19 protein-coding genes are annotated in these 22,836 nt (G+C 61.1%); 13 read left to right on the top strand and 6 right to left on the bottom strand.

The window, feature by feature from the left end; all coding sequences use genetic code 11:
* Positions 1–177: 177 nt before the first annotated feature.
* On the top strand, positions 178–825 hold the full coding sequence (locus LCH64_RS13925) for a hypothetical protein (RefSeq protein WP_226500540.1): 648 nt from the start codon (positions 178–180) through the stop codon (positions 823–825).
* 15 nt (positions 826–840) lie between these two features.
* On the opposite strand, the gene LCH64_RS13930 is transcribed toward LCH64_RS13925, so the two are convergent.
* Positions 841–2,472 carry a Na+/H+ antiporter gene (locus LCH64_RS13930; RefSeq protein WP_226500541.1) on the bottom strand — a complete coding sequence of 544 codons (1,632 nt, stop codon included), beginning with the start codon at positions 2,470–2,472 and terminating at the stop codon, positions 841–843.
* A gap of 292 nt (positions 2,473–2,764) precedes the next feature.
* On the opposite strand from LCH64_RS13930, the gene LCH64_RS13935 reads away from it, so the two are divergent.
* From LCH64_RS13935 to LCH64_RS13950, 4 genes are all read left to right on the top strand, one after another.
* Positions 2,765–3,127, top strand: coding sequence for an ArsC family reductase (locus LCH64_RS13935; protein ID WP_003222107.1), 363 nt, complete (start codon positions 2,765–2,767; stop codon positions 3,125–3,127).
* A gap of 32 nt (positions 3,128–3,159) precedes the next feature.
* Positions 3,160–4,194 (top strand): 2,3,4,5-tetrahydropyridine-2,6-dicarboxylate N-succinyltransferase, encoded by a 1,035-nt coding sequence (gene dapD, locus LCH64_RS13940; protein ID WP_007954762.1) that lies wholly within the window; start codon positions 3,160–3,162, stop codon positions 4,192–4,194.
* 149 nt (positions 4,195–4,343) lie between these two features.
* Positions 4,344–5,549: a cysteine desulfurase gene (locus LCH64_RS13945; protein ID WP_226500542.1), complete on the top strand. Its 1,206-nt coding sequence runs from the start codon at positions 4,344–4,346 to the stop codon at positions 5,547–5,549.
* Positions 5,546–5,950, top strand: coding sequence for a SufE family protein (locus LCH64_RS13950; RefSeq protein WP_226500543.1), 405 nt, complete (start codon positions 5,546–5,548; stop codon positions 5,948–5,950). Before LCH64_RS13945 ends, LCH64_RS13950 begins: the two co-directional genes overlap by 4 nt.
* A gap of 102 nt (positions 5,951–6,052) precedes the next feature.
* Here the strand turns inward: LCH64_RS13950 and tcdA are convergent, their stop codons facing one another.
* The gene (tcdA, locus tag LCH64_RS13955) at positions 6,053–6,871 is read right to left on the bottom strand and encodes a tRNA cyclic N6-threonylcarbamoyladenosine(37) synthase TcdA (protein ID WP_003222099.1); all 819 of its coding nucleotides are present in this window, start codon (positions 6,869–6,871) and stop codon (positions 6,053–6,055) included.
* Positions 6,872–7,252: 381 nt separating this feature from the next.
* Here tcdA and LCH64_RS13960 point away from each other — a divergent pair, with 381 nt between their 5' ends.
* From LCH64_RS13960 to LCH64_RS13975, 4 genes are all read left to right on the top strand, one after another.
* Positions 7,253–9,844, top strand: coding sequence for a glycosyltransferase (locus LCH64_RS13960; protein ID WP_226500544.1), 2,592 nt, complete (start codon positions 7,253–7,255; stop codon positions 9,842–9,844).
* A gap of 240 nt (positions 9,845–10,084) precedes the next feature.
* Positions 10,085–11,236: a succinyl-diaminopimelate desuccinylase gene (gene dapE / locus LCH64_RS13965; protein ID WP_003222093.1), complete on the top strand. Its 1,152-nt coding sequence runs from the start codon at positions 10,085–10,087 to the stop codon at positions 11,234–11,236.
* A complete protein-coding gene (locus tag LCH64_RS13970) occupies positions 11,236–12,045 on the top strand; it encodes a putative RNA methyltransferase (protein WP_103520040.1) in 810 nt (269 codons plus the stop codon). Before dapE ends, LCH64_RS13970 begins: the two co-directional genes overlap by 1 nt.
* A gap of 75 nt (positions 12,046–12,120) precedes the next feature.
* Entirely contained in the window at positions 12,121–12,498 is a 378-nt protein-coding gene (locus LCH64_RS13975; RefSeq protein WP_003222089.1) for a hypothetical protein, read from the top strand.
* Positions 12,499–12,638: 140 nt separating this feature from the next.
* On the opposite strand, the gene LCH64_RS13980 is transcribed toward LCH64_RS13975, so the two are convergent.
* Positions 12,639–12,848: a cold-shock protein gene (locus LCH64_RS13980; RefSeq protein ID WP_102355641.1), complete on the bottom strand. Its 210-nt coding sequence runs from the start codon at positions 12,846–12,848 to the stop codon at positions 12,639–12,641.
* Positions 12,849–13,084: 236 nt separating this feature from the next.
* On the opposite strand from LCH64_RS13980, the gene plsB reads away from it, so the two are divergent.
* The 4 genes from plsB to LCH64_RS14000 all read left to right on the top strand — a co-directional run bounded on the left by plsB (position 13,085) and on the right by LCH64_RS14000 (position 17,528).
* Positions 13,085–15,583: a glycerol-3-phosphate 1-O-acyltransferase PlsB gene (gene plsB / locus LCH64_RS13985; protein WP_003222085.1), complete on the top strand. Its 2,499-nt coding sequence runs from the start codon at positions 13,085–13,087 to the stop codon at positions 15,581–15,583.
* Between the two features lie 97 nt (positions 15,584–15,680).
* A complete protein-coding gene (locus tag LCH64_RS13990) occupies positions 15,681–16,367 on the top strand; it encodes a hypothetical protein (RefSeq protein ID WP_226500545.1) in 687 nt (228 codons plus the stop codon).
* Positions 16,368–16,418: 51 nt separating this feature from the next.
* A complete protein-coding gene (locus tag LCH64_RS13995) occupies positions 16,419–16,817 on the top strand; it encodes a YbaY family lipoprotein (protein ID WP_003222082.1) in 399 nt (132 codons plus the stop codon).
* Between the two features lie 21 nt (positions 16,818–16,838).
* Entirely contained in the window at positions 16,839–17,528 is a 690-nt protein-coding gene (locus LCH64_RS14000; protein ID WP_226500546.1) for a DUF4197 domain-containing protein, read from the top strand.
* Positions 17,529–17,581: 53 nt separating this feature from the next.
* Here LCH64_RS14000 and LCH64_RS14005 read toward each other — a convergent pair whose 3' ends face one another.
* From LCH64_RS14005 to LCH64_RS14015, 3 genes are all read right to left on the bottom strand, one after another.
* A complete protein-coding gene (locus LCH64_RS14005) occupies positions 17,582–18,043 on the bottom strand; it encodes a hypothetical protein (protein WP_226500547.1) in 462 nt (153 codons plus the stop codon).
* Positions 18,044–18,616: 573 nt separating this feature from the next.
* A complete protein-coding gene (locus tag LCH64_RS14010; protein WP_226500548.1) occupies positions 18,617–21,685 on the bottom strand; it encodes an efflux RND transporter permease subunit in 3,069 nt (1,022 codons plus the stop codon).
* Between the two features lie 6 nt (positions 21,686–21,691).
* Positions 21,692–22,792 carry an efflux RND transporter periplasmic adaptor subunit gene (locus LCH64_RS14015; RefSeq protein WP_226500549.1) on the bottom strand — a complete coding sequence of 367 codons (1,101 nt, stop codon included), beginning with the start codon at positions 22,790–22,792 and terminating at the stop codon, positions 21,692–21,694.
* Positions 22,793–22,836 lie beyond the last annotated feature (44 nt).

The following is a 22,836-nucleotide window of genomic DNA, read 5'->3' on the forward strand; positions in this document are numbered from 1 at the left end:
ACTAGCATCCCTCATTCAAAGCGACTTGCCGGGAACACCAAGCAACCCGACAAGTTAAACCTGAAGAATGAAAACATGGATGTTCAGTTATGCACTCAACATGGCCTCACCCACGCAGAAAATCTGAAAACACGCAAATATTCCGGTCTCTGAAACACGCTCGGGAGTTTCAGAAACATGTGGGCTAAAAATAATCCGGCGAAATTCTGGACACCCGGCTGCACACTTCGCATCGCCTTCCTCAATGGCACGCAAGAATTCAAGGACGCGACCATCGCCGCCGCCAGCAACTGGTTGCCGCACATTAATTTGAAGTTTGATTTCGTCGAAGGTGAAGCGGGCGATATCCGCATACTCAGCCAGGAAGGAACGTTTTCTTCATTTATTGGTACCGATGCCCGGTTATTCCCCGATGAGCCGACCATGAGACTCTGGCCCCACCCAGCCGGCAGCGCACGTTACTTCGCAGCCAATGTAATGCACGAGTTCGGCCACATGCTTGGCGCAGAGCATGAGCAAACCAACCCGACAGCAAACATCCCCTGGGACATGCCAGCCATTTATGAGGAACATGAATTAACTGCCAACCCGGAAGAAGACGACTACCGGGCCAGCGTGACGCGCAAACGCCTGCACGACTGGTACTTTGATCGCGGCAATCCCGACGAAAGCATCTATTCGGCGTACGATCGAACGTCGATCATGCACTATCGCATCAAGCAGTCCTGGACCCTCGGTGACTTCCAGCTCTTCATTAATCTGGATCTCAGCGAACAGGACAAAATCTTCATGTCGAACGCTTATCCCTACCCGGTGTGTGAGTGAACTCACCCCATCAGGCTATTTGACCTGCCCCAGATTCGCCTCGCTCAAATCAAGTTCGCCCAATACTTCTCTGAGCACGTCATCACCAATCTGGTGCTGACGGCTCAGGCTATACAACTCCAGGCGCTGCGCGCGCAGTGCCTTCAAGCGCAAACGGCGTTCCAGCAGATCCATCTGGAACGCCAGCGCCTGGGCTTCAGCCGAATCGTTGAACACCTCAAGCTGATGCCGGTATTCGGACATGATCCGCGCCTTGAGTTCAGCCGAAAGCGCCGCCTGCGCGGCATCCTGCGGCGCAACTTCTTCGGTTTCCAACGCATGGATCGCTGCTTCGGCGGTCTTGCGCCAGGCATCGCGCACTTCTTGACGACGCTTGTCGTCCGGACTTTTTTCGATACCGCGCAACAGCAACGGCAAGGCGATGCACGCCACAATCAGCGACAACAGGATCACCCCGGCGGCAATAAAGATCAGCAGATCACGCTCGGGAAACGCCTCAGCCCCCATCAACATCGGCACCGACATCACACCGGCCAGCGTCACCGCGCCGCGCACACCGCCAACGGTCAGCAACCAGCAGGAGCGCGCCGTGGGTACTTGCGTCAGGTCACCCTTGCCGCGCAACCGCCGCAGCAGCACCGACAAACGCCAGATGCTCTGCACCCAGATAAAGCGCAGCAGCACCAGCGCGAGAAAAATCGCCACCACGTCGAGGCCGCGATACAGCAGGGTCGGCCACAACGTCGGTTCGTGGCTGACCACGGCTTTGATGATGTCCGGCAATTGCAGGCCCAGCAGCAGGAAGATCAGACCGTTGAAGGCGAACTCCAGCAATGACCAGACGCTACGGTTGAGCAGACGGGTGCTGGTCTGCCGTGGCAACAGATCGAGCCAGCTCTGCATCATCCCCGCCGCGACGGCCGAAAGAATCCCCGATGCACCCAGTCGCTCGGCCAGTACATAAGCGGCGAACGGCAATAGCAACATGAACACCACATGGGTGGCCGGATCATCCCAGCCACGGGCAATCATCCATGCGCGCAAACGCCCGACCAGCCAGCTCAGCGCGACACCGACCGCCAGCCCGCCGACCGCCACCAGCACGAAGGTCAGGCTGGCATTGGCCAGCGAGAACACCCCGGTCACTGCCGCGACGAGGGCAAACTTGAACGTCACCAGACCCGAGGCGTCGTTCATCAGCGCTTCGCCCTGCAGCATGTGCATCAGCGGTGTCGGCAAACGGTTCTGCGAAATGGCCGAGACGGCCACGGCGTCGGTCGGCGACAGCACGGCGGCCAGCGCAAAGGCTACCGGCAGCGGAATGCTCGGCAACAGCCAGTGAATGAAGTACCCGGCGCCGACCACGGTGAACAGCACCAGGCCCACCGCCAGCGTCAGGATCGGCCCACGCAAATGCCAGAATTCGCGTTTGGGCATGCGCCAGCCGTCGGAAAACAGCAGCGGCGGCAGGAACAGAAACAGGAACAGTTCCGGATCCAGCGCCACGTGCAGGCCCAGCGTCGGCCAGGCCAGCAAGGCACCGGCGGCGATTTGCACGAGGGGTAGCGGCAGCGGGATGACCCGTCCAACCAGACGCGAAACGCTGACCAGCATCAGCAGGATAAGGACGGTGTAAGCGGTTTGCATAAAGCGGAAATCTCAGGCAATCGACAGCGTTGAACTGCCATATTAGCCGCTTAGGATGCGTCTGACCGTTGCACCTATGTCGCACGCCCGCAACGCCATTCCAATGTGGGAGCGAGCTTGCTCGCGAATACGGTGTGTCATTAACAGAGATTTTGACTGACACGGCCCCTTCGCGAGCAAGCTCGCTCCCACAGGGTTTTGCATTGCCAAATGAAGCCGGGCGCCCGAAACGCTTTGGTCATGGCATAATCCGACACCATTTTTTTCCAGCACCTGTAAAGGGGGCGATTCCTTGACCGTTTCAAGTAAAACGTTGCACCTTTTCGGCATCAAAGCCTGCGACACCATGAAGAAGGCGCGCACCTGGCTCGATGAACACGCTGTCAGCTACGACTTCCACGATTACAAAACCGCCGGTATCGACCGTGAGCACCTGACCCAATGGTGTGACGAGCACGGCTGGCAAACGGTGTTGAACCGTGCAGGCACGACCTTTCGCAAACTCGACGACGAACGTAAAGCCGATCTCGACCAGTCGAAAGCCATCGAACTGATGCTCGCTCAACCCTCGATGATCAAGCGCCCGGTGCTCGATCTCGGTGACCGAACCCTGATTGGCTTCAAGCCAGACATCTACGCGGCCGCACTCAAGTAAGCAGCCCGTCACTTATTGCTAGAGGTATTCACATGTCCAACTCTCTGTTCAGCATCGCCTTTGGTGTCGGCACTCAGAACCGTCAAGGCGCGTGGCTGGAAGTGTTCTACGCTCAGCCACTGCTCAACCCTTCGGCCGAACTGGTCGCCGCCGTGGCGCCGATCCTCGGTTACACCGAAGGCAACCAGGCCATCACCTTCACCACTGCACAGGCTGCGCAACTGGCTGAAGCGGTCAAAGGCATCGACGCCGTTCAAGGCAAACTGCTGACCCGTCTGGCCGAGAGCCACAAGCCGCTGGTCGCCACCCTGCTGGCCGAAGACGCACAACTGACCTCGACGCCTGAGGCCTACCTCAAGCTGCACCTGCTGTCGCATCGTCTGGTCAAGCCGCACGGCGTAAGCCTGGCCGGGATCTTCCCGCTGCTGCCGAACGTGGCCTGGACCAGCCAGGGTGCAATCGACCTGAGCGAACTGGCCGAACTGCAACTGGAAGCGCGTCTGCGCGGCGAGCTGCTGGAAGTGTTCTCGGTGGACAAGTTCCCGAAAATGACCGACTACGTGGTTCCGGCCGGCGTGCGTATCGCTGACGCGGCACGTCTGCGTCTGGGCGCTTACGTGGGCGAAGGCACCACCGTGATGCACGAAGGCTTCATCAACTTCAACGCCGGCACCGAAGGCCCGGGCATGATCGAAGGCCGCGTGTCCGCTGGCGTGTTCGTCGGCAAGGGTTCGGACCTGGGCGGCGGCTGCTCGACCATGGGCACCCTGTCGGGCGGCGGCAACATCGTGATCAAGGTCGGCGAAGGCTGCCTGATCGGCGCCAACGCCGGTATCGGTATCCCGTTGGGCGACCGCAACACCGTCGAGTCGGGCCTGTACGTGACCGCCGGCACCAAGGTGGCGCTGCTGGACGAGCACAACAACCTGGTCAAGGTGGTGAAGGCGCGTGAACTGGCCGGTCAGACCGACCTGTTGTTCCGTCGCAACTCGGAAACCGGTGCCGTGGAGTGCAAAACCCACAAATCGGCGATCGAGCTGAACGAAGCGCTGCACGCTCACAACTAAGCAGCCACCCAATCCCCCTGTGGGAGCGGGCTTGCTCGCGAAGGCGGTGCGTCAGTCACCACTGATTTCGACTGACACGCCGCTTTCGCGAGCAAGCTCGCTCCCACAAGGTTCGGTGTACACCCGCCCAAGTTCACAGGGCTGAACAGATGATGATTCCCTCCCCCTGGCGCGCCGATTTTCCGGCCATCGCCGCCCTGCAACGGCAGGACCAGACCTATCTGGACAACGCCGCCACCACGCAAAAACCCCAGGCCCTGCTCGACGCGCTAACGCACTACTACGCCAACGGCGCAGCCAATGTGCATCGTGCGCAGCATCTGCCCGGCGCCCACGCGACGCAGGCGTTCGAAGACAGTCGGCTCAAGGTTGCCCAGTGGCTGAATGCTGGTGACAGCGGGCAGATCATCTTCACCCACGGCGCCACCAGCGCGCTGAATCTCCTGGCCTATGGCCTTGAGCATCTTTTCCATCCGGGCGATGAAGTTGTCATCAGCGCCCTGGAGCATCACGCCAACCTGCTGCCGTGGCAGCAACTGGCGCAGCGTCGCGAGCTGAAACTGGTGATCCTGCCGCTGGACGCCGACGGCGTGATCGACCTCGGCGCCGCCGTGCGTTTGATCACCCCGCGCACTCGCTTGCTGGCGGTCAGTCAGCTGTCCAACGTGCTCGGTGCCTGGCAACCGCTACCAGCGCTGCTGGCGATGGCCAAGGCGCAGAACGCGCTGACCGTGGTCGATGGCGCCCAAGGTGTGGTGCATGGTCGCCACGACGTGCAGGCACTGGGTTGCGACTTCTACGTGTTTTCCAGCCACAAACTGTACGGCCCCGATGGTCTCGGTGTGTTGTTCGGGCGCAACAAGGCGCTTGAGCAACTGCAGCCGTGGCAGTTCGGCGGCGAAATGGTGCTGGAAGCCAATTATCACGATGCGCGCTTCCGCCCTGCCCCGTTGGGTTTCGAGGCGGGTACGCCGCCGATTGCCAGCGTGATCGGCCTCGGCGCAACTCTCGATTATCTGGCAGGGCTGGATCAGGACGCGGTGTCGGCCCACGAAGCGGCGCTGCACGCCTACCTGCTGCAAGGCCTGGCCGCGCGCAACGGCATTCGTCTGCTCGGCAAGCCGCAATTGGCGCTGGCGAGTTTTGTCGTCGAGGGTGTGCACAACGCCGATCTGGCGCACCTGCTCACCGAACAAGGCATCGCCGTGCGCGCCGGGCATCACTGCGCCATGCCGTTGCTGAAAAGCTTTGAGCTGGCCGGGGCGATTCGCGTGTCGCTGGCGCTGTACAACGACTCCGAGGATCTGGAGCGTTTCTTCGAAGCGTTGGATCAGGCCCTGGAGTTGCTGCGATGAGCCTGCCGCTCGCCGCTGCCGAAGCGCTGCAGACCTTTCAGAATGCTGCCGGTTGGGAACAGCGCGCACGGTTGCTGATGCAGTTTGGCGATCGTCTGCCGCCGCTGGATGACGCGGACAAATGCGAGGCCAACCGGGTGCATGGCTGTGAAAGTCAGATGTGGCTGGTGGGGGAATTGCAGGACGGCCACTGGCAGTTCAGCGCTGCCAGCGATGCGCGGATGATTCGCGGGTTGGTGGCGTTGCTGCTGTTGCGGGTCAACGGTTTGAGCGCTGCCGAGTTGCAGCAGGTGGATTTGCCCGACTGGTTCAATCAACTGGGGCTGTCGCGGCAATTGTCGCCGTCGCGCAGTAATGGCTTGAATGCCGTGCTCAAGCGCATGAATGAGTTGGCTAAATAAAGCGGCTGCTTCGCAGCCATCGCGAGCAGGCTCACTCCTACAATTGGAATGCGTTCCCCTGTAGGAGTGAGCCTGCTCGCGATGAGGCCCTCAGCCCCAGAATCAAACCTGAGGTTTGACCCGATCCGCCGGCCGCCGCACACCCGCCACAATCTTGTCCACAGCCTTGGTCGCCGCGACCATGCCGAACGTCGCCGTGACCATCATCACCGCGCCAAACCCGCCGGCGCAGTCGAGCTTCACGCCATCGCCGACAAAACTCTTCTGCAAACAGATGCTGCCGTCCGGTTTCGGATAGCGCAGCTGTTCAGTGGAGAACACGCACGGCACGCTGTAATGGCGGGTCACGGTGCGCGAGAAACCGTAGTCGCGGCGCAGGGTCGAGCGCACTTTCGAGGCCAGCGGGTCGTTGAAGGTCCGGTTGAGGTCGCAGACCTGAATCAGCGTCGGATCGATCTGCCCACCCGCACCGCCCGTGGTGATGATCTGAATCTTGCGGCGTTTGCACCAGGCGATCAGTGCAGCCTTGGCGTTGACCGCGTCGATGCAGTCGATCACGCAGTCGATGTTCGGCGTGATGTACTCGGCCATGGTGTCGCGCGTCACGAAGTCCGCCACCGCATGCACCGTACAATCCGGATTGATCCCGCGCAGGCGCTCGGCCATCACCTCGACCTTGGGTTTGCCGACGGTGCTGTCCAGCGCATGCAACTGGCGGTTGGCGTTGCTGACGCAGACGTCGTCGAGGTCGAACAGCGAAATCTCGCCCACGCCACAGCGGGCCATGGCTTCCGCCGCCCAGGAACCGACGCCACCGACGCCGACAATCGCCACATGGGCCGCACGCAGGCGCTCAAGGCCCTCGATGCCATACAAACGGGCGATGCCTGCAAACCGCGGATCTTCTGTACTCATGACCATTACCCCAAAAACCGGCGCGCATTATAGGGCCGTCGGCGGCCAAGAGCATCTTTGACGCTATGAACGGTGAACGCCGCCGTTTTGCACAAGCCTTGTGGCGAGGGAGCTTGCTCCCGCCGGGTCGCGAAGCGGCCCTTGAAAAGCGGACTGCTTCGCAGTCCGGCGGGAGCAAGCTCCCTCGCCACGGGAATTGCTATAACTGAATAACAAAGTTTTCTCTTACAAGCTGTTACTAAAGAACTTAAATCAGGTTGGACTGCCCAATGTCGGGCATTTTCCTGCCCGGTGTACGAGCAGTGAACTGCCGGTGTAGGATTCGCGCCCTTTTGGCGTAAGCCGATCCGTTCCTTCGTTCCACAGCCTTTGGAACCCGAAATAGCTATGTCATCGCGTAAATTTGGTCTCAACCTGGTGGTGGTTCTGGCAATCGCCGCCCTGTTCACCGGTTTCTGGGCGCTGATCAACCGCCCGGTCTCCGCGCCCAACTGGCCGGAACAGATCTCCGGTTTTTCCTATTCGCCATTCCAGCAGGGCCAGCTCCCGCAGAAGGATCAGTATCCGACTGACGACGAAATGCGCCGCGACCTGGAGATCATGAGCAAGCTGACGGACAACATCCGCATCTACTCGGTCGACGGTTCGCTGCAGGACATCCCGAAACTGGCGGAAGAGTTCGGTCTGCGCGTGACCCTCGGGGTCTGGATCAGCCCCGATCAGGAACGCAACGAGCGGGAAATCCAGCGCGCCATCGAACTGGCCAACACCTCGCGCAGCGTGGTTCGCGTGGTGGTCGGTAACGAAGCGATCTTCCGCAAGGAAATCACTGCCGAGCAACTGAGCGTGCTGCTGGATCGGGTGCGCGCGGCGGTGAAAGTGCCGGTGACCACCTCCGAGCAGTGGCACGTCTGGGAAGAACACCCGGAGCTGGCCAAGCACGTTGACCTGATCGCTGCGCACGTCCTGCCGTACTGGGAATTCATCCCGGTCGACAAGGCCGGGCAGTTCGTCTTCGACCGTGCCCGTGACCTGAAAAAGCTGTTCCCGAAAAAGCCGCTGCTGCTGTCCGAAGTCGGCTGGCCGAGCAACGGTCGCATGCGCGGTGGCGCCGATGCGTCGCCGGCGGATCAGGCGATCTACCTGCGCACACTGGTCAACAAGCTCAACCGCCAAGGCTTCAACTACTTCGTGATCGAAGCGTTCGACCAGCCGTGGAAGGCCAGTGACGAAGGTTCGGTGGGCGCCTACTGGGGCGTGTTCAACGCCGCCCGCCAGCAGAAATTCAACTTCGAAGGCCCGGTCGTCGCCATCCCGCAATGGCGCGTGCTGGCCATCGGTTCGGTGGTGCTGGCACTGCTGTCGCTGACCCTGCTGATGATCGACGGCTCGGCCCTGCGCCAGCGTGGCCGCACCTTCCTGACCTTTATCGCGTTCCTCTGCGGTTCGGTGCTGGTGTGGATCGGTTACGACTACAGCCAGCAATACAGCACGTGGTTCAGCCTGACGGTGGGTTTCCTGCTGGCGCTGGGTGCGCTCGGGGTGTTCATCGTGTTGCTGACCGAGGCGCATGAACTGGCCGAAGCAGTCTGGACCCACAAGCGCCGGCGTGAATTCCTGCCGGTGGTGGGCGATTCGGACTACAGACCGAAAGTCTCGATCCACGTACCGTGCTACAACGAGCCGCCGGAGATGGTCAAACAGACCCTCGACGCCCTGGCCGCCCTCGATTATCCGGACTATGAAGTCCTGATCATCGACAACAACACCAAAGACCCGGCCGTGTGGGAGCCGGTGCGCGACTACTGCGCAACCCTCGGCCCGCGTTTCAAGTTCTTCCACGTTTCGCCCCTGGCCGGTTTCAAGGGCGGCGCGCTGAACTACCTGATTCCGCATACCGCCAAGGACGCCGAAGTGATCGCGGTGATCGACTCCGACTACTGCGTGCATCCGAACTGGCTCAAGCACATGGTGCCGCACTTCGCCGATCCGAAAATCGCCGTGGTGCAGTCGCCGCAGGACTATCGCGACCAGAACGAAAGCACCTTCAAGAAGCTCTGCTACGCCGAATACAAAGGTTTCTTCCACATCGGCATGGTCACCCGCAACGACCGCGACGCGATCATCCAGCACGGCACCATGACCATGACCCGACGTTCGGTTCTGGAAGAGCTGGGCTGGGCCGACTGGTGCATCTGTGAAGACGCCGAGCTGGGTCTGCGCGTGTTCGAGAAAGGCCTGTCGGCGGCGTATTACCACGACAGTTACGGCAAGGGTCTGATGCCGGACACCTTCATCGACTTCAAGAAGCAGCGTTTCCGCTGGGCCTACGGCGCGATCCAGATCATCAAGCGCCACACCCGCAGCCTGCTGCGCGGCAAGGACACCGAGCTGACCCGTGGCCAGCGTTACCACTTCCTCGCGGGCTGGTTGCCATGGGTCGCGGACGGCATGAACATCTTCTTCACCGTCGGCGCACTGTTGTGGTCGGCGGCGATGATCATCGTGCCGCAACGGGTCGATCCGCCGCTGCTGATCTTCGCAATCCCGCCACTGGCGCTGTTCGTGTTCAAGGTCGGCAAGATCATCTTCCTCTACCGTCGCGCCGTGGGCGTGAACCTCAAGGATGCGTTCTGCGCCGCACTGGCTGGCCTGGCGTTGTCGCACACCATCGCCAAAGCGGTGCTGTACGGCTTCTTCACCAGCAGCATTCCGTTCTTCCGCACGCCGAAAAACGCCGACAACCATGGCTTCTGGGTGGCGATTTCCGAAGCGCGCGAAGAGCTGTTCATCATGCTGCTGTTGTGGGGCGCGGCGCTGGGGATCTACCTGGTGCAGGGCATTCCGAGCAACGACATGCGCTTCTGGGTGGCGATGCTGCTGGTGCAGTCGCTGCCGTACCTGGCCGCGCTGATCATGGCGTTCCTCTCGTCGCTGCCAAAACCTGCGACAGCGCCTGAACCGGCGCCTGTCGTCTAATTCCTCGACGAAGCACTAAACGGCGGCCAATGGTCGCCGTTTTGCTTTAAGATAACCGCCATTTTGCAGGGCTTGGCGGGATACACGGTCTGACTGACCGGACACCATCCCCTGTAGGAGTGAGCCTGCTCGCGATTGCGTTGTAACAATCAATGTTTAAGTTGACTGACACACTGCAATCGCGAGCAGGCTCACTCCTACAGTCAGTCCGCGCCCACATTCATGACTCCGGAGTTTTCCATGACGGCCCACGCCGACCTTTCGCCGACCCTCCAACTCGCCATCGACCTGATCCGCCGTCCATCCGTGACGCCGGTCGACGCCGATTGCCAGAAGCAGATGATGCAGCGCCTGGGCGATGCCGGTTTCACCCTGGAGCCGATGCGCATCGAGGACGTGGACAACTTCTGGGCCACCCACGGCAACGACGACGGTCCGGTGCTGTGCTTCGCCGGCCACACCGACGTGGTGCCGACCGGTCCGGTGACTGCCTGGCAGATCGAACCGTTCAACGCCGTGATCGATGAACACGGCATGCTCTGCGGTCGCGGCGCGGCCGACATGAAAGGCAGCCTGGCGTCGATGACCGTCGCCGCCGAGCGCTTTGTCGCCGACTACCCGAACCACAAGGGTAAGGTCGCGTTCCTGATCACCAGCGACGAAGAAGGCCCGGCGCACCACGGCACCAAAGCGGTGGTGGAACGTCTGGTGGCGCGCAAAGAGCGTCTGGACTGGTGCATCGTCGGCGAACCGTCGAGCACCACACTGGTCGGTGACGTGGTGAAAAACGGTCGTCGCGGCTCGCTCGGCGCCAAGCTCACCGTGCGCGGGGTGCAGGGCCACGTGGCCTACCCGCATCTGGCGAAGAACCCGATCCACCTCGCAGCCCCCGCGCTGGCCGAACTGGCCGCCGAGCACTGGGATCACGGCAACGATTTCTTCCCGCCAACCAGTTTCCAGATTTCCAACCTCAACTCCGGCACCGGCGCGACCAACGTGATCCCGGGTGATCTGGTGGCGGTGTTCAACTTCCGCTTCTCCACCGAATCCACCGTCGAAGGCCTGCAGAAACGCGTGGCCGACATCCTCGACAAACACGATCTGGACTGGCACATCGACTGGGCGCTGTCCGGTCTACCGTTCCTCACCGAGCCGGGCGCGCTGCTCGACGCGGTGTCGTCGAGCATCAAGGACATCACCGGCCGCGAGACCAAGGCGTCGACCAGCGGCGGTACCTCTGATGGCCGTTTCATCGCGACCATGGGCACGCAAGTGGTTGAGCTGGGCCCGGTCAACGCGACCATTCACCAGGTCAACGAGCGTGTGCTGGCGGCCGATCTCGACGTGCTGACCGAGATCTACTACCAGACTCTGATCAAGTTGCTCGCCTGATGCTCGCGTGCCCGATCTGCAGTGAACCGCTGAACAGCGTCGACAACGGCGTGGTCTGCCCCGCCGGCCACCGCTTCGACCGTGCGCGTCAGGGCTACCTGAACCTGTTGCCGGTGCAGCACAAGAACAGTCGCGACCCTGGCGACAATCAGGCGATGGTCGAGGCGCGCCGCGACTTCCTGAACGCTGGGCATTACGCTCCGGTGGCCAAGCGTCTGGCCGAACTGGCGGCAAGTTATGCGCCGGCACGCTGGGTCGATATCGGTTGCGGCGAGGGTTACTACACCGCACAAATCGCCGAAGCTTTGCCGGACGCCGATGGCTACGCGCTGGACATCTCCCGCGAGGCGGTGAAACGCGCCTGCAAGCGTAATCCGGCGCTTACCTGGTTGATCGCCAGCATGGCCCGCGTGCCGTTGGCGTCGGGCAGTTGCCAGTTTCTCGCCAGCGTTTTCAGTCCGCTGGACTGGGCAGAAGCCAAGCGCCTGCTCAGCGTCGGCGGCGGCCTGATGAAGGTCGGCCCGACCAGCGGCCACCTGATGGAACTGCGCGAACGCCTGTACGACGAAGTGCGCGAATACACCGACGACAAGCATCTGGCCCTGGTGCCGGAAGGCATGGCGCTGGCGCACAGCGAAACCCTGGAATTCAAACTGACGCTGGACAAGCCCGAGGATCGCGCCAACCTGTTGGCGATGACACCCCACGGCTGGCGCGCCAGTGCCGAACGCCGCGCCGCAGTGATCGAACAGGCCGAGCCGTTCGTGACCACCGTGTCGATGCGCTACGATTATTTCGTTCTTCAATAACTTTTGGTCTCGGGCAAGTGCCCGGGGCCGGCTAAATCCGCGAATGGATTTTTCAGACCCGCAGTGAGGACATCCATGCGCCAACCGGATATCGAGATTTACCTGAAAGACGCCGACGTCGACCACAAGGCGATTTCCGCCTGGCTCGGCGAAGCCCTGGGCCCGTGCAGCGACTGGGTACAGAAAGGCCAGACCTACAAATGCAAGGCCGGCAATGTGCCGGTGACCTGGTTGCCGAAAGCCGTGGGCAAGTGGAACAGCCTGTACCTGGAAAGCGATGCGACCCCATGGGACGACGACATCGCCTGCGCCCGCGCCGCCTTTGCCGCGCTGAACGTCGAAGTGCGTTGCGCACCGGGCACGTGGGTCGAGGAAGAAGGCGAAGAAACGGCGGATCGCTGGATTCGCATCAGCGAGGACGGTGAAGAAGAGATCACCTGGAAAACCGCGTAATCGCAGTCAACACAGATCCCATGTGGGAGCGGGCTTGCTCGCGAATGCGGTGTATCAGTCGATATCAATAGTGACTGATACACCGCATTCGCGAGCAAGCCCGCTCCCACAGTGGTTTTGGGGTGTTTTGGAGCGTTGTATTACAGACCTACCACGTCCTCAGCCTGCAACCCCTTCTCCCCCGTCACCAGCGCATATTCAACCTGCTGACCTTCAGTCAGCGAGCGATGCCCTTCACCGCGAATCGCGCGGTAGTGCACGAACACGTCCACGCCGTCGTCGCGCTGAATGAAGCCGTAGCCCTTGGCGTCGTTGAACCACTTCACATTACCGGTTTCACGTGTTGCCATCTGTTCATACTCCTTTTTTATTATTGAACAGGCTTTTCGCAGGAAAGCCTTTGCGGAACGTCAGACTGCGCCCGACGTCCATAAAGGGCCCCGGCGACAGATTGCCGAGTATATGACAGGCACGAAAACTCTCAACAGGAGTTTACTTCGCCGCTTTTTTGCCGATTTTCGATGAATCCGGCACACTGTCCGCCCCCGAGCATCTGCTCGGTTTTATCAACTCACGCAGAAGCCGTATGACCCGTTCCCCGTTCCGCCGTCTTGTGTTTGGCACCTTGCGCCGACTGTTGTACCTCTGGGTTCGCTCGGAGACGATCAACCAGTCGTCGTTCACCCTCAACCTCGACCGCAGTCGTCCGGTGTTCTACGTCCTGCAAAATCCCTCGCTCACCGATCTGGCAGTAGTCGACACCGAGTGCACCAAGGCCGGCCTGCCGCGTCCGGTGCTGCCGGTGTCCGTCGGGCCGTTGATCGAACCGGCAGCGTTTTTCTACCTGACGCCGGACCCGGACTGGCTCGGCCGTCAAGACAAGCGCGGCGCGCCGCCAACCCTGACCCGCCTGGTCAGCGCCCTGACCCAGAACGCCGCCGAAGACGCGCAGATCATTCCGGTCAGCGTGTTCTGGGGCCAGTCGCCGGACAGCGAAAACAGTCCGTGGAAGCTGCTGTTCGCCGACAGCTGGGCGGTCACCGGGCGTTTGCGCCGGCTGCTGAGCATCATCGTTCTGGGGCGCAAGACTCGCGTGCAGTTCTCCGCGCCAATCCACCTGCGCGAACTGATCGACCACAACAAGGGCCACGAGCGCACCGTGCGCATGGCCCAGCGCATCCTGCGCGTGCATTTCCGCAACCTCAAAGCCGCGGTGATCGGCCCGGACATTTCCCACCGGCGCAATCTGGTCAAGGGCCTGCTCAACCAGCCACTGGTCAAGCAAGCGATCGTTGAAGAGGCCGAGCGCGAGAACATCTCTCTGGAAAAAGCCAAGGCCCAGGCGTTGCGCTACGGCAACGAAATCGCCTCGGACTACACCTACACCGCGATCCGCTTCCTCGAAGTGGTGCTGAGCTGGTTCTGGAACAAGATCTACGACGGGATCAAGGTCAACCACATCGAAGGCGTGCAGAAGGTCGCTCAGGGTCACGAAGTGATCTACGTGCCGTGCCACCGCAGCCACATCGACTACCTGCTGCTCTCGTACCTGCTGTTCCGCAACGGCCTGACCCCGCCGCACATCGCCGCCGGGATCAACCTCAACATGCCAGTGATCGGCAGCCTGCTGCGGCGTGGTGGCGCGTTCTTCATGCGCCGGACGTTCAAGGGCAATCCGCTGTACACCTCGGTGTTCAACGAATACCTGCACACCCTGTTCACCAAAGGCTTTCCGGTCGAATACTTCGTCGAGGGCGGCCGCTCGCGCACCGGGCGCATGCTGCAACCGAAAACCGGGATGCTCGCGATCACCATGCGCAGCTTCCTGCGCTCGTCGCGCATGCCGATTGTCTTCGTGCCGGTGTACATCGGTTACGAGCGCGTGCTTGAAGGTCGTACTTACCTCGGCGAACTGCGCGGCGCGAGCAAGAAGAAAGAGTCGATCTTCGATATCTTCAAAGTCATCGGCGCGCTCAAGCAGCGCTTCGGTCAGGTCGCGGTGAACTTCGGCGAGCCGATCAAACTCGCGGAGTTCCTCGACAGCGAACAGCCGGATTGGCGCCAACAGGAACTCGGCCCGCAGTACAAACCGGCGTGGCTCAACGAAGCCACCAATCGCCTCGGCGAGAAAGTCGCACAGCACCTGAACGAAGCGGCGGCGATCAACCCGGTCAATCTGGTGGCGCTGGCACTGCTCTCGACCACTCGCCTGGCGCTGGACGATCGGGCGATGGCGCGGGTGCTGGATCTGTATCTGGCGCTGCTGCGCAAAGTCCCCTACTCGCCACACACGACCCTGCCGGAAGGCGATGGCCGTGCGCTGATCGAACACGTGAAGGACATGGATCTGCTGTCCGAGCAGAACGATGCGCTGGGCAAGATTCTCTATCTGGACGAGCAGAACGCCGTCCTGATGACCTACTACCGCAACAACGTGCTGCACATCTTCGCCCTGCCGGCGCTGCTGGCGAGTTTCTTCCAGAGCACCTCGCGCATGAGCCGCGAACAGATCCTGCGCTACACCCGCGCGCTGTATCCGTACTTGCAGGCGGAGCTGTTCATTCGCTGGAGCCTGGACGAACTCGACGCCGTGGTCGATCAATGGCTGGAAGCCTTCGTCGAGCAAGGCCTGCTGCGCTTCGAGAAGGATGTGTATATGCGTCCGGCGCCAAGTTCGCGGCACTTTGTGCTGCTGACCCTGCTGTCGAAAAGCATCGCCCAGACCCTGCAGCGCTTCTACATGACCGTGTCCTTGCTGCTCAACAGCGGCCAGCACAGCATCAGCGCCGAAGAGCTGGAAGACCTGTGCACGGTCATGGCCCAGCGCCTGTCGATCCTCCACGGTTTGAACGCCCCGGAGTTCTTCGACAAGAGCCTGTTCCGTCACTTCATCCAGACCCTGCTCGACCTCGACGTACTGCGTCGCGACGAAGCCGGCAAGCTGAGCTACCACGAACTGCTCGGCGAACTGGCCGAAGGCGCGGCCAAACGCGTATTGCCGGCGGAGATTCGTTTGTCGATTCGTCAGGTAGCCCTGCATCGCAGTGAAGATGCCGCCGAAACAGCGGATGCACCGCAAGTCTGAAACTTGCCGACAACTAACGGGGACGCCCTGCAATGGCCCCGTTAGTTGATTCATGAATTAATAGGCGCCATCAACCAATCACGATACGGATATCGAGATGAGCCTGTTAAATCAGCAACCCCCCAGCGTCACTTTGAACTTCAGTCTGCCAGCGGACTTTGTTGCCCCACAGGGTGGCATCAGCGAAACGCGGGTCAGCGTCAAACGCCTCAACTCTGCAGCGCCCGTCACGATCAAGGACTGGCGCCATGCTTCGCTCTATGACGCCGGATGGAAGTTTGACTTTCCCCACCCTTACAGCGATGTGGGCGTGAAGTATCAGGTCAATGTCCAGATGCTCCACAACCGCCAACCGTTGCTGATCGAGCTGGACTACTTCGTCACCGTCAACAAGGCGCCGCATCGTCAGACCTTGCACTTGAGCCCGATCGGGCAACTTTATGTCGAAGTACAGGAACCCACGACGGTCCCGGCTGAAGAAGCCGTGACCATCAGATTGCATGAACTCGAGCAGCCGCAAGTTGAACTGGTACGCGTCAACCATGACGAACAGACCGCCACTTCGTTTTATCTGAAATACGATCCCGACAGTGTCATCCCTGGCAAACGTTATGTGCTGAGCGCCGTTGAAAACCGCTACCACCAAGCGGTTCCGGTTTCGCCGGGATCGATCGAACTGTCCCCTGTCACACGCGAACAACAGGCGTGGTCATTTCAGGCCCTGATGCATTGGCTGGAAAAACCCTTACGTTTGTTCACTGACGCTGACGCCAAAATCCGCTAGATTTCCTTCGGTGCCGGGATTCTTCCGGCGCAAACGTCTCAGAGGTCCCCAATGAAAAAACTCACCCTCCTCGCCGCAGCCACCCTGTTGAGCGCCTGCCAGTCGACCACCCCCGCCGGCAAGGTCGGCCTCGATGGCGAAGTGTTCTACCTGCAACGCATCGCCCTTCCACCGAGCGCGACCCTGAGCGTGAGCCTGCAGGACGTATCGCTGGCCGACGCCCCGGCGGTGGTCCTCGACGAACAGAAAGGCCCGGTCAAAGGCCAGGTGCCACTGCCGTTCCACTTGAGTTACGATCCGGCCCAGGTCAAACCCGGCCACCGCTACTCGGTCAGCGCGCGCATCGAAGTCAACGGCGAGCTGATGTTCATCACCACCGAGAACCACGCCGTGCAACTGGACGGCAACGATCCGCAGCCGCTGAAAATCCGCGTCGACGCCATTCGCTAATTGTCTTTCAAGGAAGCTGCCATGCTCCGCCCTACCCTTCGCTTCGCCGGCCTGTGCGCGGGCTTGATGATCTCTGCCAGCGCCCTGGCACTGTCGCTCAGCGACCTCTCGCAACAAGACGCCACCGGCGGCCTCAAGGACGCCCTGACCCAAGGCGCGCAAATCGCCGTCAAACAACTCGGCACCCCGGGCGGCTTCAGCAACAACCCGGAAGTGAAAATCGAACTGCCGGGCAAACTCGGTAAAGTCGCCGGCAAGATGAAAGCCTTCGGCATGGGCGCCCAGGTCGACGAACTCGAAACCGCGATGAACAAAGCCGCAGAAAGCGCCGTGACCCAGGCCCAGCCGATCCTCGTCGACGCCGTGAAGAAAATGACCGTGGCCGACGCCAAGGGCATCCTCAGCGGCGGCACCGACTCGGCCACCCAATACCTGGACAAAACCAGCCGCGAACAAATCCGCGCCAAGTTCCTGCCCATCGTCAAACAAGCCACCGACAAAGTCGGCGTAGCACAAAAGTACAACGCCTTCGCCGGCCAGGCCGCGACCCTGGGCGTGGTGGACGCAAAAAGCACCAACGTCGAAAACTACGTCACCGAACAAGCGCTGAACGGCCTGTTCGAAATGATCGGCAAACAGGAAGAAACCATCCGCAAGAATCCCGCCGCTGCAGCGACGGGTCTGGCGAAGAAAGTGTTCGGCACCTTGTAATTTTTGCCGCGGCACGCAAAAGCCCGCTGAACCTGTGAAGGTCAGCGGGCTTTTTATTGTGGGTCAGCCTTGCGGATCGACTTGATCGGGGACGCGGTTAACCGACAGCTCAGCGAGCGATTTTTAAACAGACCAAAGAGGTTGGGTGGCTGGGCGGGCCTCTTCGCGAGCAAGCCCGCTCCCACAGTTGGATTGAGTGCAGGCAGTTGGAGATTGGTCGGCTCGTAGGCCGCCATCGCGAGCAGGCTCACTCCTACAGTGGGATTGGGTGCAGGCAGTTGGAGATTGGTCGGCTCGTAGGCCGCTATCGCGAGCAGGCTCACTACTACAGTGGGATTGGGTGCAGGCAGTTGGAGATTGGTCGGCTCGTAGGCCGCTATCGCGAGCAGGCTCACTACTACAGTGGGATTGGGTGCAGGCAGTTGGAGATTGGTCGGCTCATAGGCCGCCATCGCTGGCAAGCCAGCTCCCACATTTTGGATTGGGTGCAGGCAGTTGGAGATTGGTCGGCTCATAGGCCGCTATCGCGAGCAGGCTCACTCCTACAGTGGGATTGGGTGCAGGCAGTTGGAGATTGGTCGGCTCATAGGCCGCTATCGCGAGCAGGCTCACTCCTACAGTGGGATTGGGTGCAGGCAGTTGGAGATTGGTCGGCTGTCAGGCCGCCATCGCGAGCAGGCTCACTCCTACAGAAAAGCAAAAGCCGACCGCACGCTTTTCACCACTCAACAGGATGAGCGCAAGCTCGGCTGCAGCTCTTGATCTTGCCGTGCCGGCCCCATCGGCAGGCTGAGTGGAGGGGTTCATCCGGGGGTGGGAGCGCAGCGACCGTTTGGCGCAGCCAAACACATCGAGAGGAGGTGCAGCGAAGCAAACCGGAGGCGATGCCCCCGGATGAACCCCGCAACGAAGGAACCCGAGCCCAAGCGAGGGCCGTACGCCGGGGCCAAGCCTTTTGGTTACTTTTCGGCGTCTGGAAAAGTGACTCGCCGTAAGGGCGAAACCGCCAGCCGCCACACCCAAAAAAACGGATAAACCCCCAAAACCCAGGAACATGGTCGGCCCAAAGGCCGCCACGTCCAAAACCATCAAGCGTCGCGACGCACTCGGAACCAGGCCGCATACAAAGCAGGCAAAAACAAAAGCGTCAAAGCCGTAGCCACAATCAACCCCCCCATGATCGCCACCGCCATCGGCCCGAAAAACACACTGCGCGACAACGGAATCATCGCCAGCACAGCCGCCAAAGCCGTCAAAACGATCGGCCGAAACCGCCGCACCGTCGCCTCGATAATCGCCTGCCAAGGCTTAAGACCAGAGGCAATATCCTGCTCGATCTGATCCACCAGAATCACCGAGTTACGCATGATCATCCCCGACAGCGCGATCGTCCCCAGCATCGCCACAAACCCGAACGGCTGGCGGAACACCATCAGAAACAACACCACCCCGATCAACCCCAGCGGCGCCGTCAGAAACACCATCGCCGTGCGCGAAAAACTGCGCAGTTGCACCATCAGCAACGTCAGCACCACCACAATGAACATCGGCACCCCGGCATTCACCGACTTCTGCCCACGCTCCGAGTCCTCAACCGTACCGCCAACATCCAGCAGATACCCGTCAGGCAATTCGGCGCGAATCGGATCCAGCGTCGGCTGAATCTGCTGCACCAGCGTCGCCGGCTGCTCCTTGCCGTAAATGTCCGCGCGCACCGTCACCGTTGGCAACCGATTGCGATGCCAGATGACGCCTTCCTCAAACCCATATTCCAGCGTGGCAATCTGCGACAACGCCACACTGCGCCCGTTATCCGTCGGCACCGCCAGGCTCGGCAGCAACGACAACTCGGTGCGCTCATGCACGGTGCCGCGCAGCAGAATCTCGATCAGTTCGTTGTCCTCGCGGTACTGGCTGACACTCGAACCCGTCAGCGAACTCTGGAGGAATTTCGCCAGATTGGCCGTGCTCACACCGAGCGCCCGGGCACGGTCCTGATCGATGTTCAGGTACACCACCTTGCTCGGTTCTTCCCAATCCAGGTGCACGTTGACCACGTGCGGGTTCTCGCGCACCTTGGCCGCCACTTTGCGCGCCAAGGCGCGGACCTCTTCGATGTGTTCACCGGTGACGCGGAACTGCACCGGATAGCCAACCGGCGGGCCGTTTTCCAGACGCGTGACCCGCGAACGCAAGGCCGGGAATTGCTCGTTCAACGTGTCGATCAACCAGGTACGCAGGGTCTCGCGCTCCTCGATGTTTTTCGCCAACACCACAAACTGGGCGAAGCTCGCCGCCGGCAGTTGTTGATCCAGCGGCAGGTAGAAACGCGGCGAACCGGTGCCGACATACGCCACATAGTTGTCGATGCCGGCGTGATCCTTGAGCATCGCCTCCAACCGTTTGACCTCGGCCGTGGTGTTGGCCAGCGACGCCCCTTCAGCCAGTTTCAGATCGACCATCAACTCGAGCCGGTTGGAGGCCGGGAAGAACTGCTGCGGCACGAAACGGAACAGCATCACCGACGCAATAAACAGCCCCACCGTCAGCACAATCACGGTTTTACGGTGCGCGACGCACCACTCCACCAGACGCCGGACCCGTTGATAGAACGGCGTGCCATAGGGGTCGGCCTGCCCGTCGGTCGTACCGTGTTTGGCCGCATGAATCTTCGCCAGATCCGGCAAGAGTTTTTCCCCCAGATACGGCACGAACATCACCGCCGCCACCCATGACGCGAGCAACGCGATGGTCACCACCTGGAAGATCGAACGGGTGTATTCGCCGGTGCCGGACTGCGCGGTGGCAATCGGCAGGAAGCCTGCGGCGGTGATCAGCGTGCCGGTGAGCATCGGGAACGCGGTACTGGTCCAGGCGTAGCTCGCAGCCTTGATCCGGTCGAAGCCCTGCTCCATTTTGATCGCCATCATTTCCACAGCGATGATCGCGTCGTCCACCAGCAAGCCCAACGCCAGCACCAGCGCGCCGAGAGAGATTTTGTGCAGGCCGATGCCGAGGTAATACATGCAGGCGAACGTCATCGCCAGCACCAGCGGAATGGTCAGCGCGACCACCATGCCGGTGCGCACACCGAGGGAGAAGAAGCTCACCAGCAACACGATCGCCAGCGCCTCGACCAACACCTGGACGAATTCGCCGACACCGGTTTTCACCGCTGCCGGTTGGTCGGACACCTTGCGCAGCTGCATGCCGGCCGGGAGGTTCTTTTGCAGGCGCGAGAATTCGCCCTCCAGCGCTTTACCCAGCACCAGAATGTCGCCGCCGCCCTTCATCGCCACGGCGAGACCGATGGCGTCCTCGCCCATGAAACGCATGCGTGGCGCCGGTGGATCATTGAAACCACGACGCACATCGGCCACATCGGAGATGCGGAACGTCCGATCACCGACCCGGATCGGGAAGTTCTTGATCTCGTCGACTGTCTGAAAATTCCCCGAGACCCGTAGCTGCACACGCTCGCTGCCGGTCTCGAAGAAGCCGGCGGTGGACACCGCGTTCTGCTCTTCCAGTGCCTGCTGTACCGCCGCCAGTGGCAAGCCAAGGGTGGCGAGTTTGACGTTGGACAGCTCGACCCAGATTTTCTCGTCCTGCAAGCCAAGCAGATCGACCTTGCCGACATCCTTGACCCGTTGCAGCTGGATCTGGATACGGTCGGCGTAATCCTTGAGCACCGCGTAGTCAAAACCGTCACCGGTCAGCGCGTAGATGTTGCCGAAGGTGGTGCCGAATTCATCGTTGAAAAACGGCCCTTGAATCCCCGGCGGCAAGGTCTGGCGAATGTCACTGACCTTCTTGCGCACCTGATACCAGAGGTCGGGAATGTCCACCGAATGCATGGAGTCGCGGGCAATAAAGGTGACCTGGGATTCACCCGGGCGGGAGAACGACACGATGCGTTCGTACTCGCCGGTTTCCATCAGTTTCTTTTCGATGCGTTCAGTGACCTGACGCGAGACTTCCTGCGCGGTCGCCCCCGGCCAACGGGTCTGGATGACCATGGCCTTGAAGGTGAACGGCGGGTCTTCGCTCTGGCCGAGTTTGGTGTAGGACAACGCGCCGACGATGGCCAGCAAAAGCATCAGGAACAGTACGATCTGGCGATTACGCAACGCCCATTCGGAAAGGTTGAAGCGCATCGGGACTTACTCCTTGTCCGCCAGATTGACCACACGGTTGGAGCGATCCACAGGCCGCACCTGCTGACCTTCGAGCAATACGTGAACGCCGGCGGCGACTACCCAGTCGCTGGCGTTGAGGCCTTCGAGCACCGGCACGCTTTTCTCGCCGAACGGGCCAATGCGCACCGGGGTCTTTTTCAGGGTGTTGTTGGCGCTGACGACCCAGACGTAGGTCGCGCCGTTTTCCGCGGTGAGCGCCGAGAGCGGCACCGACAGCGGCACGGCATCCGCCGATTGCACAAACACCCGGGCGCTCTGGCCGAGTTCCGCCGGGACTTTGCCACTGGTGAACGAGATGCGTGCAGCGAAGGTACGGGATTTCGGATCGGCTGCCGGCGACAGTTCACGAATCTGCCCGGCGAAGCGCTGGTTCTGCTGGGTCCACAGTTCAACGGTCACTGGCTGACCGACTTTGAACCGTCCGAAGCTCTGCTCCGGCAGGCTGATCGACACTTCACGCTCGCCATCAGTGGCGAGGGTGAACACGGTTTGCCCGGCGGCAACCACTTGCCCGACTTCCACCGAACGTTTGGCCACCACGCCGTCCTGCGGCGCACGCAACACGGCGTAACTGGCCTGGTTGGTCGAGACGTTGAATTCGGCTTTGATCTGCTTGAGACGGGCTTCGCCGGAGCGGTAGAGGTTTTCCGCATTGTCGTAGGCGGAACGGCTGACCATCTGCCGCTCCATCAGGGTCTTGTAGCGGTCACGCTCGGCGCGCACCAGACTCAGATTGGCTTCAGCGGCGGCAACCTGAGCGCGGGTGGCTTCGAGTTGCAGGCGCACATCCTGCGGATCGAGCTCAGCCAGTGGCTGATCGGCCTTGACGCGCTGGCCTTCCTCGACCAGTCGTCGGCTGACTTTGCCGCCAATGCGGAACGCCAGATCGGGTTCGTAGCGAGCGCGCACTTCGCCCGGATAACTTTCCATCGCCTGCGCCGAAGGCTCTGGCTGCACCACCATGGCCGGTCGAACGCTGACTTGCGTCGCCTCTTCCTGACCGCACGCGGACAATAAAAAAGCCAGGCTGACTGGCACGGCAAAGCACAACGCATGGCGGAACATGGTGACGGACCTTTCGCTAATGGTGCTTGGAATATTTATACTGG

Origin of the sequence: Pseudomonas sp. MWU16-30322 (assembly GCF_020515535.1) — a bacterium.
Classification (GTDB): domain Bacteria; phylum Pseudomonadota; class Gammaproteobacteria; order Pseudomonadales; family Pseudomonadaceae; genus Aquipseudomonas; species Aquipseudomonas fluorescens_H.

Excerpts from the sequence above, each read along its gene's own strand:
- LCH64_RS13925 (WP_226500540.1), top strand. The coding sequence starts at position 178 with ATGTGGGCTAAAAATAATCCGGCGAAATTCTGGACACCCGGCTGCACA.
- LCH64_RS13930 (WP_226500541.1), bottom strand. The coding sequence starts at position 2,472 with ATGCAAACCGCTTACACCGTCCTTATCCTGCTGATGCTGGTCAGCGTT.
- dapD (WP_007954762.1), top strand. The coding sequence starts at position 3,160 with ATGTCCAACTCTCTGTTCAGCATCGCCTTTGGTGTCGGCACTCAGAAC.
- LCH64_RS13945 (WP_226500542.1), top strand. The coding sequence starts at position 4,344 with ATGATGATTCCCTCCCCCTGGCGCGCCGATTTTCCGGCCATCGCCGCC.
- LCH64_RS13950 (WP_226500543.1), top strand. The coding sequence starts at position 5,546 with ATGAGCCTGCCGCTCGCCGCTGCCGAAGCGCTGCAGACCTTTCAGAAT.
- tcdA (WP_003222099.1), bottom strand. The coding sequence starts at position 6,871 with ATGGTCATGAGTACAGAAGATCCGCGGTTTGCAGGCATCGCCCGTTTG.
- LCH64_RS13960 (WP_226500544.1), top strand. The coding sequence starts at position 7,253 with ATGTCATCGCGTAAATTTGGTCTCAACCTGGTGGTGGTTCTGGCAATC.
- dapE (WP_003222093.1), top strand. The coding sequence starts at position 10,085 with ATGACGGCCCACGCCGACCTTTCGCCGACCCTCCAACTCGCCATCGAC.
- LCH64_RS13970 (WP_103520040.1), top strand. The coding sequence starts at position 11,236 with ATGCTCGCGTGCCCGATCTGCAGTGAACCGCTGAACAGCGTCGACAAC.
- LCH64_RS13975 (WP_003222089.1), top strand. The coding sequence starts at position 12,121 with ATGCGCCAACCGGATATCGAGATTTACCTGAAAGACGCCGACGTCGAC.
- LCH64_RS13980 (WP_102355641.1), bottom strand. The coding sequence starts at position 12,848 with ATGGCAACACGTGAAACCGGTAATGTGAAGTGGTTCAACGACGCCAAG.
- plsB (WP_003222085.1), top strand. The coding sequence starts at position 13,085 with ATGACCCGTTCCCCGTTCCGCCGTCTTGTGTTTGGCACCTTGCGCCGA.
- LCH64_RS13990 (WP_226500545.1), top strand. The coding sequence starts at position 15,681 with ATGAGCCTGTTAAATCAGCAACCCCCCAGCGTCACTTTGAACTTCAGT.
- LCH64_RS13995 (WP_003222082.1), top strand. The coding sequence starts at position 16,419 with ATGAAAAAACTCACCCTCCTCGCCGCAGCCACCCTGTTGAGCGCCTGC.
- LCH64_RS14000 (WP_226500546.1), top strand. The coding sequence starts at position 16,839 with ATGCTCCGCCCTACCCTTCGCTTCGCCGGCCTGTGCGCGGGCTTGATG.
- LCH64_RS14005 (WP_226500547.1), bottom strand. The coding sequence starts at position 18,043 with ATGAGCCGACCAATCTCCAACTGCCTGCACCCAATCCAAAATGTGGGA.
- LCH64_RS14010 (WP_226500548.1), bottom strand. The coding sequence starts at position 21,685 with ATGCGCTTCAACCTTTCCGAATGGGCGTTGCGTAATCGCCAGATCGTA.
- LCH64_RS14015 (WP_226500549.1), bottom strand. The coding sequence starts at position 22,792 with ATGTTCCGCCATGCGTTGTGCTTTGCCGTGCCAGTCAGCCTGGCTTTT.